Origin of the sequence: Achromobacter spanius (assembly GCF_002812705.1) — a bacterium.
In the GTDB taxonomy this organism is placed as follows: domain Bacteria; phylum Pseudomonadota; class Gammaproteobacteria; order Burkholderiales; family Burkholderiaceae_B; genus Achromobacter; species Achromobacter spanius.
In genome coordinates, this window is the sequence record NZ_CP025030.1 from 98,220 (window position 1) to 110,578 (window position 12,359).

Below are 12,359 nucleotides of genomic sequence, written 5' to 3' on the forward strand. Positions count from 1 at the left end.
AGGGGCTTTTGATCTCACTGGCCCGCAGCGAGCGCGGCCACAGACCGTGGGGCGAACGCTAGCGGTTTAGCGCCCTTTCATGCAGGTGCTGCACACGCCGTACAACACCATCGCGTGGCTTTCCAGCGCGAAACCGTTGTCCTTGGCGATCTTTTGCTGGCGCTTTTCGATGTCCGGATCCGAGAACTCGACCACCGTGCCGCAATTCGTGCAGATCAGGTGATCGTGGTGGTCGCCGTCGTTCAGTTCGAAGACGGCCTTGCCGCTGTCGAACTGGCTGCGAGCCAGGATGCCTGCCTGTTCAAACTGCGTCAGCACGCGGTAGACCGTCGCCAGACCGATTTCGACGTTTTCGCCGATCAGGGCGCGGTAAACATCTTCGGCGCTGAGGTGGCGCAGATCGGATTTGCGGAAAATATCAAGAATTTTCAGGCGCGGAAATGTCGCCTTCAAACCCATGTTCTTCAGTTCGCTTTGGTCGCTCATGGTGTAATCGCTCTCCGTCCGCGTAGGCATGGGCAGGTTCAAGGGTCACCGCGAGCCGGCTCACCTGATTTCATGCCGCCTCGCGGAACTATCCTTATGAAACCTTTATGATAACGGTTTTGTCTGCTTCCAAATAATAGGGGCGCGTAGTGTCCATGATTGCACGAATTCCCTCCCGCTCGCTGAAGACCGGATTGGCCGTTGCCGCCCTGGCCATCGCTCTTGCCGGCTGCTCGGGGGACAAGTGGGGCTTCCCCTACAAAGCCGGTGTCCAGCAAGGCAACTGGATCACCCAGGAACAAGTCGCGCTGTTGCAGCCCGGCATGACGCGAGAGCAAGTCCGCTTTGCGCTGGGCAGCCCCACGCTTACCAGCGTGCTGCACGCCAACCGCTGGGACTACCCCTACTACTACAAGCCCGGCTACGGCGAAGCGCGTGAACGCAAGTTCACCGTCTGGTTCGAAAACGACCGCCTGACCCGCTGGGAAGGCGACAAGCAGCCTGACCTGCAACCCTATCAGCTGAACACGCCCAGCAGCACCGCCGACGAAAAGGCGGACGAGCGCCTGGATCGGGACGAAGCCCGGATCAACCAAGAGCAAGACCTGGAAAAGCGTGATGCCGACGCCCCCGTCAGCCCGCTGAACCAGTACCCCGGCCAGCCTGGCAACGCGCCCGAGCCGCTCCGGTAACTTCCAAGGATTTTTTTCATGCGTATTGCAATTGCCGGCGCAAGCGGCCGTATGGGCCAGATGCTGATCGACGCCATCCTCAAGTCCACCGACCTGCAATTGACGGTTGCACTGGACCGCAAGGGCTCGACCGCGCTGGGCCAGGACGCGGGCGCCCCGCTGGGCCAGCAGACCGGCGTGCTCATCACCGATGATCTTGACGCGCTGGCCAATGCGGATTGCCTGATCGATTTCACGCGGCCCGAAGGTACGCTGGAACATCTGCAAGCCTGCGTCAAGCACGGCACGCGAGCCGTCATCGGCACCACCGGGTTCGACGACAACGGCCGCGCCGCCATCGAAGTGGCCGCGCAAAAAATCGCCATCGTGTTCGCGCCCAACATGAGCGTGGGCGTCAACGCCACGCTCAAGCTGCTGGACATGGCTGCCCGCATCCTGAACTCGGGCTACGACGTGGAAGTGTTCGAAGCGCACCACCGCAACAAGGTCGACGCGCCCTCGGGCACCGCGCTGAAGATGGGCGAAACCATTGCGTCCGCCTGGGACGTGGCGCTGCCTGACGTAGCCACCTGGAGCCGCCATGGCGACACCGGCGTGCGCAAGCCCGGCACCATCGGCTTCTCGGTCCTGCGCGGCGGCGACATCGTGGGCGACCACACCGTATCGTTCTGCGGCATTGGCGAGCGCATCGAAATCACGCATCGCTCCGGTAGCCGCGCCACCTACGCGGAAGGCGCGTTGCGCGCCGCCCGCTTCCTGGAAGACAAGCACAACGGCCTGTACGACATGCAATCCGTGCTGGGCCTGTAAACCTGGCCTCTTCCAACGAAAAAAGGATCCCACGGGATCCTTTTTTCATGCGCGCTGCATTGCCTTACACCACCACGGGCTCAGGCTCCAGCTTGACGCCGTAACGCGCCTGCACCGACGCTTGAATTTCGCGCGCCAAAGCCATGATGTCGGCAGCCGTGGCGCCGCCTCGGTTCACCAGCACCAGCGCTTGCCGGTCATGCACGCCGGCCGCACCCAGCGCCTGCCCTTTCCAACCGCATTGGTCGATCAGCCAGCCCGCCGCCAGCTTGTAGCGGCCATCTGACTGCGCATAGGACACCAAGCCCGGGAACTGCTGAGCCAGACTGTCGCGCACATCGGCTTCAACAATCGGGTTCTTGAAAAAGCTGCCGGCGTTGCCGGTCACGGCAGGATCGGGCAACTTCGCGCGGCGAATTTCGCAGACCGCATCGAAAATGGCCCGCGCGGTGGGCCCACCCTGCGCAAGCCGCTCGTGGCGTTGCAGGTCGGGATAGCCCAGCATGGGGCGCCAGGGCCGGGGCAAGGCGAAGCGCACGCTGACGATGATCCAGCGGCCCGGCGCGTCGTGCTTGAAGGCGCTGTCGCGATAGGAAAAACGGCAGTCGGAAGGCCCCATCTCAACGAAGCGCCCCGCCGGGACATCCCAGGCGGTCAGGCTGTGAAACCGTTCTTCAAACTCAACGCCGTACGCACCAATGTTCTGTACCGGCGCCGCGCCGACCGTGCCCGGAATCAGCGCCAGGTTTTCCAGCCCATCCCAAGCTTGCGCCACACATTGCTCAACAAAGCCGTGCCAGTTTTCCCCGCCCGCCGCTTCAACCAGCCAGGCGTCCGACCGGTCCTGCAACAGGCGCACGCCCTTGAATGCCACCTTGGCCACCAGCCCGGGAACGCGCTCGGGCAACACCAGATTGCTGCCGCCGCCCAGTACCAAGAGGCTATCCGCACGCCGCGCCAGATCGGACAAGGCCGGCAGTTGGGACACGTCGTCCACCGATACGAACGCTTCGGCTCGTGACGCCAATCCCAGCGTATTCAGCGGGCTCAGGTCTTGGGCAACGGGAGTCAGCGCGTTTGGCGCCGTTTCGATAGCAGAGTGTGTTGACATGGGTGCTACGGGTTATGCTATAGTTTCGGTCTTCGCTCATATTACTTGATTGAGTGTTTGGGTTTAGCCCACTGGCCATTGGTTCGGCCAAGTACCAAACCCGAATGACAAGCTCAAAAAAATCATGTAAGATGCGCGCCTTCTGATCGATAACCAAGTTGATCAGAGTGAATAAGAAACAGGTTCTGAGTAGTGCATGACGGAACCCATGCGGGAGTAGCTCAGTTGGTAGAGCGCAACCTTGCCAAGGTTGAGGTCGCGAGTTCGAGACTCGTCTCCCGCTCCAATTTATGATCTACAGACTTCCACTGACGTCTGTAAGTCATTGAAAAGAGGAGCTTCGGCTCCTTTTTTCATTCCAGCGAAAGCCACGGAAGTCCACTGACAGCCACCATTTTTGAGGCCAAAAACAAGGCCAAAGAATGCGGGTCGTGCCGGTTCCGGGTTGTTGCTGGGGTTGGATCGGGATGACAAGCAGCATCGGGCCTAAGTCCAAGACTTAGGAGCTTGATGATGACACTCTCTGATCTGACCGTGCGGCAAGCCAAGGCCGCCGAGAAAACCTACAGCATCCCCGACACCGATGGCCTCGGCCTGGTGGTCGCCCGCACCGGCGGCAAGTCGTGGCATTTGCGCTATTACTGGCTCGGCAAGCAAAAGCGCATCTCCCTGGGGAACTACCCCGAGATCGGTTTGCGCGAAGCGCGCACCTTGCGCGACGAAGCCCGGGCGCTTCTGGCAAAGGGCGTCAACCCCCATACCGATCGGAAACAGAAGCGACACGCGGTCAAGCTTGCGGCCGACTACACCTTCAAGGCCGTCTTCGATGCGTGGGTCGAGCATCGCCGCAAGGAAATCAAGGAGGGCAGGAACAGCACGCTGTCGCAAATCCTGCGGATCTTCAACAAGGACGTGCTGCCTAGCCTCAAGCAGATGTCGATCTACGACATTCGCCGGCCCCAACTCCTGGGCGTCCTGGCGAGGATCGAGGAGCGCAAGGCGTTCACCACTGCCGAGAAGGTCCGCACCTGGCTGGGGCAGTTGTTCCGCTATGCCCTCGTCATCGTGGAGGGGCTGGAAGCCAATCCGGCCTCCGACCTGGACGTGGTGGCCGAGCCCAAGCCCCCGGTGAACCACAACCCCTACCTGCATCTTCCGGAGCTTCCCGAGTTCCTGCACAAGCTCAGGCTCTACAACCCTCGTGGTTGGCAGACCCAACTCGGCATCCGGCTGCTGTTCCTGACCGGCGTGCGTACCGGCGAGCTGCGGCTGGCGACCCCGGACCAGTTCGATCTCGACCGTGGCCTGTGGATCATCCCGCCGCAGATCGTCAAGCAACTCCAAGACGAGATGCGCAAGGCCGGCAAGCGCCCGCAGGACGTTCCGCCCTACATCGTGCCGTTGTCCGTGCAGGCCATCGAGATCGTGCGCTACCTGTTGGGTGTGATGAGGCCGGCCCAGGTCCATCTGCTCACGCACCGCAGCGAACTCAAGAAGCGCATCAGCGAGAACACCCTCAACGCGGCCTTGAAACGAATGGGCTACGAGGATCAACTGACCGGTCACGGCATCCGCGGAACCATCTCGACGGCGCTCAACGAGATCGGCTATCCCAAGATTTGGGTGGACGCGCAGCTTTCGCACTCGGACCCGAACAAGGTGAGTTCGGCCTACAACCACGCCAAGTATGTTGAGCCGCGCCGCCGGATGATGCAGGACTGGGCGGATCGTCTCGATCTGCTCGAACAGGGCCAAGTGGAAGCGGCCAGCGCGCACCTCACGATCCATATCGAGGGCGTGCCGGCCATGGCAGAGGAGGACAAGCCCAACACCATCGTCGCTGCTGCTTCTGCGGCATCCGTTCCGCCTGTGGTGGCCGAACCCATCGTCGTGACGCCAAACGACGGGGGAATCACATTCCAGCGACTGTCGCAGGTACCACCGCCCCCGACGCATGCGCCAGAGCCGGAGGTGTCTGTCATCCAGCGCGAGCGCGAGGAAATGCTGGTCATCTACGAATCGCCGAGCAGTCTGCCGGTCCCGCTGTTCGGCAAGTTGGCCGGGAAGTCCAAGGACCAGATCAACCGCGAGCTGAAGGCGGGCAAGCTGCTGTCCATCAGCTTGGGCAACCGCGGGCAACGCGTGCCCGACTGGCAGCTGGTACCCCTCAAGCACAAGCTGGCACAGGTGCTCATGAACCAGTGCCCGCATGCGGATCCGTGGGACCTGTACCGGATGCTGACCCGCCCACATCCGGACCTGGGTGATCGCGCAGCCATCGACATCGTGACACCAGGAAATTTGGGCATGGTCGTGCGGGTCATCGCGGGCACCCAGCAGCAGCCAAACAGGCCCGGACCTGACTCGTCTGTGCAAGGTATTCCAGAGGAGACTCGCCAGCGCATTCAACGGTTGCTAAATGATGCGGCAATGCTCGAAAGTGCCTGACGCTGTTGGCGCGCATCCAGAACTGACCCACTTTCGGCGGTGATGCGCGGGTAAAACTGACCCACCTGAAGCCCACATCCTGAGCATCTTTTGCTCGGGGGATTTCAGGAGTGATCACCATGGTCATGTTGGCCAAGATCCGGCGGATGCATTTCCGCGATGGCCTGCCGCTGCGCGAGATCGCCAAGCGCACGGGCCTATCCCGCAATACCATCCGGCGATGGCTGCGCAGCGGCCAGTCCGAGCCGGTCTATCCCAGGCGAGCCTCGCCCTCCCGGCTCGATCCCTACCGGTCCCAGTTGGAGACGTGGCTGCGTGCCGACAGCCATCGTCCCCGGCGGGAACAACGCACCGCCAAGGTGCTGTTCTCGCAGTTGCAGGCGATCGGCTATCCGGGCACCTACACCCGGGTGACGGCCTTCATCCGCCAGTGGAAGGCGGCCGGCGGCGCCAGCCGCCGCCCGGCCTTCGTGCCGTTGCACTTTCCTCCGGGTGAAGCCTTCCAGTTCGACTGGAGCCGCGAGTACGCCTTCGTCGGCAGCCACGCCAAGATGCCGCTGGATCTCGCCCACGTGAAGCTGGCCTGCAGCCGCGCCTTCTGGTTGGTGGCCTATCCCACCCAGAGCCACGAGATGCTGTTCGATGCTCATACCCAGGCGTTTACCGCCTTCGGTGGCGTGCCGCGCCGCGGCATCTACGACAACATGAAGACGGCGGTGGACGGGATCGGCCAGCACCGGGAACGGCGGGTCAACGCCCGCTTCCACGCCATGACCAGCCACTACCTGTTCGCCGCGGAGTTCTGCAACCGCGCCGCGGGTTGGGAGAAGGGGCGGGTCGAGAAGAACGTGCAGGACCGGCGCCGACAGATCTGGATCGAGGCCGGGGCCCGCCACTGGCCAGATCTGGACACCCTCAACGCCTGGCTCGCCAGCGAGTGCCGCGCCGCTTGGCCGATGCAGGCGCATCCGGATGCCTCCGACATCACCGTGGCCGAAGCTCTGGAGGACGAACAGCCCCACCTGATGCCGATGCCCGCGCCCTTCGACGGCTACATCGAGCGGCCGGTGCGGGTCAGTTCGACCGCGCTGGTCAGCTTCCAGCGCAACCGCTACAGCGTGCCGTGCGAACACGCCCACGCCGTCGCCAGCCTGCGCGTGTATCCCTTCGAACTGGCCGTGGTGGTCGGCGAGGCCGAGGTCGCCCGCCACCGGCGCAGCTTCGAGCGTGATCGGGTCCACTACGACTGGCAGCACTACATCGCCCTGGTCCAGCGCAAGCCGGGGGCACTGCGTGACGGCGCGCCGTTCCTGTCCATGCCCGATCCGCTGCGCAAGCTGCAGCAGGTGTTGCTGCGCCAGCCTCACGGCGACCGCGCCATGGCCCAGGTGCTGGCCGCCGTACCCGTGCACGGGCTCGAAGCGGTACTGGTGGCGGTGGAACTGGCACTCGAGTCCGGCCTGGTGCGCGCCGACCACGTGCTCAACGTGCTGGGGCGATTGCAGCATCCGGACCGCACGATCGAGACGGTCGCCTCGCGAGTGACGCTGCGTCATCCGCCGGTGTCCGATCCGGCCCGCTACGACGCCCTGCGGGAGGCAGATCATGTCGACGCCTGACCTGCCGCTGCGCATGCAGCAGCTCAAGCTGCACGGCATGGCCAGCCAGTGGCCCGAACTGCTGGCCAAGATGCGCCTGCACACCATGGAGCCCGAACACTGGATGGCCGAACTGCTGCAGGCCGAGTCCGCCGAACGGCAGGTTCGTGCCCAGGCCAACCAGATGAAGGCCGCACGTTTCCCCGTCCATCGTGACCTGCTCGGGTTCGACTTCGCGGCCAGTCCCGTTGATCGCGCACTGGTCGAACGACTCCACCAGGGTGACTTCATCCACACCCCCGAGAACGTCGTCCTTGTCGGTGGACCGGGCACCGGCAAGACCCACCTGGCCACCGCCATCGGCATCCAGGCCGTGCGCCAGCATCGCCTGCGCGTGCGCTTCTTCTCCACCATCGAACTGGTCAATGCGCTGGAGAAGGAACAGGCCCAGGGCAAGGCCGGGCAGATCGCCCTGCGCCTGACCTATGCCGACCTGGTCATCCTCGATGAACTGGGCTACCTGCCGTTCACCCCCTCAGGCGGCGCGCTGCTGTTCCACCTGATCAGCAAGCTCTACGAGCGCACCAGCCTCGCCATCACCACCAACTTGGCCTTCTCCGAATGGGGTCAGGTGTTCGGCGACGCCAAGATGACCACCGCGCTGCTGGATCGCATCACCCACCACTGCCACATCCTGGAGACCGGCAACGACTCCTGGCGGCTGCGCAACAGCACCGCCGCCAACAAGACCAAAGCCAGAATCAGGGCAAAGGAGGCCACCACCCAGACCACCAACTGATACCCTCAGCCCCGTACACCGGGTGGGTCAAAGTTCAACGCGCAGCCTGGGTCAGTTTTAAGTGCGCGCCAACAGACGTTGGCAGCGGGGGAGCCGCTGAGGTGGCCGGCGCGCCATTGGGCGACGCCCCATCCAACGGCAATACCGGCAGCAACCAGCGTCAAGCCGGCAAGGATGTTTCTCGAAGAGGTATTCATGGCGAGGGTCTCCACTCAGTCCGCGATCAGGCTGTTCAGTCGGGCGACGAGGCTGTCGCGCTGCGCTCCAAGGTCGATCAGACGCATGCGCGTCTCCAGCACCTGGGCGCGTGCACTGAGCACAGCGCTCAGGTCCCCCTTGGCGGATCGGTAGTTGCTCAATGCAAGCGCCGCTCGGTTCCGTACCAGTTGCAAGCCGGCGGTCTGCAGGCGGTCGATCTGGCTGTTCAACGCTTGGAGTTCGGCGGCGCTGTCGTCCAGCTCCTGCAAATGCCGCCGCGCCACGTCTTCGCGTTCGGCGTCCAGACGTTCCAACTCGTGCCGTTTTGCCTCGATCATGGGCACTTGGCGTCGATCCTTCTGCCAAGGCAGATCGAATGTCACCTGAAATGACACCATGTCGCCCCATCGGCGATCACGCCGGCTATAGGCTATCTCCCAGGCCCAATCGCCGCGGGTCTCTGATTGGGCTTCGCGGGACTCGGCCCGGGCCATGCTTTGCATCGCCGGATAGAGTTCAAGCTCCGCGTGATTCGCCAGTTCTGTGCGCAGTTGCGCGACGGGGCGAGTGAGCGGGCCTGGATCGCCTTGCAGTGCTTCGTCGGCCCTGGAGCCCACCCAGCGCCGCAACGCGGCCCTGGCCTTGGCCCGGTCCCGCTGTAGATCGTCACGGCGGTCCGTGAGTGTCAGCGCCTCCTGTTCCGCGACCAACAGATCGCCAGCCTGGGCGGTGCCGCCGGCGACGCGAGCGGGGAGACTGTCTTGCAGGCGCTGGTTCTCCGCGAGCAGTTCCGTCAGCAGTATCTCCCGTTGCTCCACCGCCTGCGCGGCGATCCACGCCAGGCTGAGTTCCTGGCGGATCTGCAATCGCTGCAAAACCAGCGCCGCGCGTTCTCGATCCACACGCGCCTGCGCGCTGGCGACCTGGGCGTCGCGCTTGGCCCTGTTGGGCACTTCCTGCATGAGCGCCAAGCGCTGCATCGTCATGGATTCGCGCGTCATGCTCCAGCGATCCATGCCGCTGATGGGGTAGTTTTCGATGCCGAGCGAGAGCTTGGGGTCGGGCAGCGAGCCTGCTGCCTTCTGCACGGATTCGGCGACGTTAACCTGCAACTGCTGCGCGCTTATGCGTGGGCTCTGCTGCTCCGCGATAAGGCGTGCCTCAGCAAAATCGAGGGCGTAGGCTACAGGCGAGACAAGCGCACTGCCCGCCAACGCGATGCTGATAGCTTTCAGACGATGCACTCGCATCGAGGCCGGCGTTGTGCCTCGGCCGTACGCCGACGGGCGCCCCTCGGGGGCGCCAAAAAAGGGAGTAAACATGGTTGTCCTCGGAATTGGTATTCACGAAATCACGTGGTCTGCCGCATCGGTGCGCGGCGAGCACGGACACATAAATCAATTCCGCAGGACTTGGAACGTGAGGTAGATCGGCGGAAAGCCCGCGCGGGGATTGGGAGGAATGTAGGTAACGTGCCGCCTGAGAACGTGTTCAAAGTCTCGCCCTCTTGATGTGAGAAGCTCGCTGGGTGAGAAAAGGCTACCCCAGCGACATCAAGCGCGAGCAGTTCGAGGTGATCCGGCCATTGCTGGAGAGTGCGCGCAGAAAGACTGCCCCACGCAAAGTGGAGCTGTACGAGGTGTTCTGCGCCGTGCTGTACCTGCTGCGCACGGGCTGTCAGTGGCGGGCACTGCCCAGCGACTTTCCCAAATGGCGCACCGTGCACTCGTACTTTGCCATCTGGAGCGAGCCACGCGAGGGTGGCAGCCTGCTGGAGCAGGCATTAAAAAAATCAGGTTGGCGCGGCCCGCGAGAAACTGGGGCGCAACGCCTGCAGCACGCTCTTGATCGTGGACGCGCAGAGCGTGAAGAACACGGACACGGCGGGCTTGAAGGGCTATGACGCAGGCAAGAAGGTCTCGGGCATCAAGCGCCACATCGCGGTGGACACCCAGGGATTGCCGCATGCGATAGCGGTGACCACGGCCGAGGTGACGGACCGCAAAGGCGCACTGCAGGCGCTACAGCGCTGCAAGCCCCGGTTGAGCCGGCTACAAAGCCTGCTGTGCGATGCAGGCTACATCGGTCGGCCGTTCGCGCAAGGCGTGCAGCAGATTCTGGGAGGGCATGTGACGGTGCAGATCGCCAAGAGAAGCGAGCTTCACACTTTCAAAGTGATGCCCAAGCGCTGGGTCGTGGAACGCAGCTTTGCCTGGCTGGACAAGAACAGGAGGCTGTGGAAGAACTGCGAGCGATGGCTCAACACCAGCCTGCAGTTCGTCCACTTGGCATTCTTGGTGCTCTTGCTCAAAAGACTTTGAACACGCTCTGAGGGCTACCCGGTCGAGAACCAACCCGGGCAGCGAGTTGGCGAGCCACATCACGTGCGCCGCGAGAAACTGAATGTCCAGCCCCTGCCATGAAAGCGCCGACTCCCGATCGCCACTGCAATGAGCGTGGCACAACTGTGGCGCTTCGCTGTCCATGGAATCAGGCATGCCGGTGCAATCCGACATTGGCAACTTGTCAGCCTGCTGCATCGAGATCGTGGCACGCATTTGCGTGGTTTCCACAGATGCCCTCGGGTCTGGCTTGGGACAGACGTACATCGCCATCGCAACCTGCGAGAAAAGCAAGGTTACGACTAGGCCGCTGGTAATCCAGCGGCTCCATCTTGCGAGAAGGCGCCTTAAGCCGATCATGCGGACATACTATTGGAAGTTGTAGGGAGTTGAATTGATCAAGGTCAGTTTCCAGGATGAATTGATGCGTCTGGACGGCGCCTTGGCCCGAACCGGCACCCGCTGCAAATCCACCGGCAAGGGCGGGCACCGCACGTGGTTGTCATGCTTTACGCGCCTCGGCAACTCGCAAGGCTCTAAGCTCAAATCGATCAGCTACAAGATTCGTCTGTCCCGAGAGTCGCTGCAGGTGCGTAATGACCTCGTAGGGGCCATCGGCTATTGGGCGCGTGCAGATTCCGTGACCTGCCCCCTTTCTCAGGGCCACTAGCTACTTAGTAGAGTCCAGGTTGGGGAGCATACCGCTCCGGTGGGTCAGGTTTCGATCAGCGGTCGAACCAGTCAAGGCACCTTCGTTGCGCAGCGCGGCGGCGAACTCGGCAGGCGTGCATTTGGGCAGTGAGCTGTGCGGACGCACCTCGTTGTAGTCCTTGCGCCAGATGGCGATTACCGCCCGTGCGTGCTCGAGCGAGATAAACCAGTTTTCGTTCAAGCATTCGTCCCGGAACTTGCCGTTGAAGCTCTCCACATAGGCGTTCTGCGTGGGTTTCCCTGGCTGGGTCAGCACAAGCGTCACGCCGTTGGCGGTCGCCCACTGGTCCAGCGCCCGGCCGGTAAACTCGGGTCCCTGGTCGGTCCTGATCGCCGCGGGGTAGCCGCGGAAACGGCATACCGCATCCAGGATGTCGGCCACGTTCTGGCCATTTATCCTCCGGCCGACGGCGATTTCCACCGCTTCCTTGGTGCAATCGTCCACCACCGTCAGGCACTTGATCGGGCGCCCGTTGGCCAGGGCGTCGAAGACGAAGTCCATCGACCAGGTGTGGTTGGGCCCCGACGGCAGCTGCAGCGGACGGCGCTCGACGGCCACGCGATCGCGCTTGCGGCGCTTGCGCACCGCCAGGCCAGCGTTGCGGTACAGCCGGTAGATTCGCTTGTGGTTGGCGATCCAGCCCTCCCGTTCCAGCAGGATGTGCAGCCGTCGGTAGCCGAACCGGCGACGTTCGCCCGCCAACGCAACGAGCCTGGCCTGCAACGGCGCGTTCGCCATGCGCGGCTGGTAGTGCAACACGCTGCGTGACAAGCCCAGTGCCCGGCAGGCCCGCCGCTCCGACAGGCCCAGCTTCGCCCGCACGTCCGCGACGGCAGCCCGTCGCGTCGGCGGGCTCAGTATTTTCCCCGCGCCACGATCCTCAGCGCTTCGTTGTCCAACATCGACTCGGCCAACAGCTTTTTGAGCCGCGCGTTCTCCGCTTCCAGTGCCTTCAGGCGCTTGGCGTCGGGCACATCCATGCCGCCGAACTTGCGCCGCCACAGGTAGAACGACGCGTCACTGAAGCCGTGCTTGCGGCAAAGCTCCTTGACCGGCGTGCCGGCGGCCGCCTGCTTCAGGAAGCCGATGATCTGCTCTTCGGTGTATCGCTTCTTCATGTCCGTCCTCTTGTGAGACGGACTCTACTAAGATCAGGTTGGCCC

General features: G+C 63.2%; 11 protein-coding genes and 1 tRNA gene. 8 read left to right on the forward strand and 4 right to left on the reverse strand.

The window, feature by feature from the left end:
* Positions 1–66: 66 nt before the first annotated feature.
* Entirely contained in the window at positions 67–486 is a 420-nt protein-coding gene (gene fur, locus CVS48_RS00455) for a ferric iron uptake transcriptional regulator (RefSeq protein WP_050447321.1), read from the reverse strand.
* Positions 487–641: 155 nt separating this feature from the next.
* On the opposite strand from fur, the gene CVS48_RS00460 reads away from it, so the two are divergent.
* Together CVS48_RS00460 and dapB are read left to right on the forward strand one after the other, a co-directional pair.
* A complete protein-coding gene (locus tag CVS48_RS00460; RefSeq protein ID WP_100852857.1) occupies positions 642–1,178 on the forward strand; it encodes an outer membrane protein assembly factor BamE in 537 nt (178 codons plus the stop codon).
* Positions 1,179–1,196: 18 nt separating this feature from the next.
* Positions 1,197–1,988, forward strand: coding sequence for a 4-hydroxy-tetrahydrodipicolinate reductase (gene dapB / locus CVS48_RS00465; protein ID WP_100852858.1), 792 nt, complete (start codon positions 1,197–1,199; stop codon positions 1,986–1,988).
* Between the two features lie 64 nt (positions 1,989–2,052).
* Here the strand turns inward: dapB and murB are convergent, their stop codons facing one another.
* Positions 2,053–3,099: a UDP-N-acetylmuramate dehydrogenase gene (murB, locus tag CVS48_RS00470; protein ID WP_100852859.1), complete on the reverse strand. Its 1,047-nt coding sequence runs from the start codon at positions 3,097–3,099 to the stop codon at positions 2,053–2,055.
* A 210-nt stretch (positions 3,100–3,309) separates the two neighbouring features.
* Between murB and CVS48_RS00475 the strand changes: the two genes are divergently transcribed.
* The 4 genes from CVS48_RS00475 to istB all read left to right on the forward strand — a co-directional run bounded on the left by CVS48_RS00475 (position 3,310) and on the right by istB (position 7,944).
* Positions 3,310–3,385: transfer RNA gene (locus tag CVS48_RS00475), tRNA-Gly, on the forward strand.
* 227 nt (positions 3,386–3,612) lie between these two features.
* Positions 3,613–5,547, forward strand: a complete 1,935-nt coding sequence (locus CVS48_RS00480; protein ID WP_003097548.1) for a tyrosine-type recombinase/integrase — start codon at positions 3,613–3,615, stop codon at positions 5,545–5,547.
* A gap of 119 nt (positions 5,548–5,666) precedes the next feature.
* Positions 5,667–7,166 (forward strand): IS21-like element ISPa36 family transposase, encoded by a 1,500-nt coding sequence (gene istA, locus CVS48_RS00485; protein ID WP_003097546.1) that lies wholly within the window; start codon positions 5,667–5,669, stop codon positions 7,164–7,166.
* A complete protein-coding gene (istB, locus tag CVS48_RS00490; protein WP_003097544.1) occupies positions 7,153–7,944 on the forward strand; it encodes an IS21-like element ISPa36 family helper ATPase IstB in 792 nt (263 codons plus the stop codon). Before istA ends, istB begins: the two co-directional genes overlap by 14 nt.
* Before the next feature lie 212 nt (positions 7,945–8,156).
* Here istB and CVS48_RS00500 read toward each other — a convergent pair whose 3' ends face one another.
* Positions 8,157–9,392 carry a TolC family protein gene (locus tag CVS48_RS00500; RefSeq protein ID WP_024099874.1) on the reverse strand — a complete coding sequence of 412 codons (1,236 nt, stop codon included), beginning with the start codon at positions 9,390–9,392 and terminating at the stop codon, positions 8,157–8,159.
* 278 nt (positions 9,393–9,670) lie between these two features.
* Between CVS48_RS00500 and CVS48_RS00505 the strand changes: the two genes are divergently transcribed.
* Both CVS48_RS00505 and CVS48_RS00515 read left to right on the forward strand, forming a co-directional pair.
* A protein-coding gene (locus CVS48_RS00505) for an IS5-like element ISStma16 family transposase (RefSeq protein ID WP_086009121.1) occupies positions 9,671–10,463 on the forward strand; the annotation gives its coding sequence in 2 pieces (ribosomal slippage) (positions 9,671–9,930 and positions 9,929–10,463; 795 coding nt in all).
* 415 nt (positions 10,464–10,878) lie between these two features.
* Positions 10,879–11,154 (forward strand): hypothetical protein, encoded by a 276-nt coding sequence (locus CVS48_RS00515; protein WP_003116793.1) that lies wholly within the window; start codon positions 10,879–10,881, stop codon positions 11,152–11,154.
* Here the strand turns inward: CVS48_RS00515 and CVS48_RS00520 are convergent.
* A protein-coding gene (locus CVS48_RS00520) for an IS3-like element ISPa39 family transposase (RefSeq protein ID WP_086009122.1) occupies positions 11,155–12,314 on the reverse strand; the annotation gives its coding sequence in 2 pieces (ribosomal slippage) (positions 11,155–12,056 and positions 12,056–12,314; 1,161 coding nt in all). It abuts the gene before it with no gap.
* Positions 12,315–12,359 lie beyond the last annotated feature (45 nt).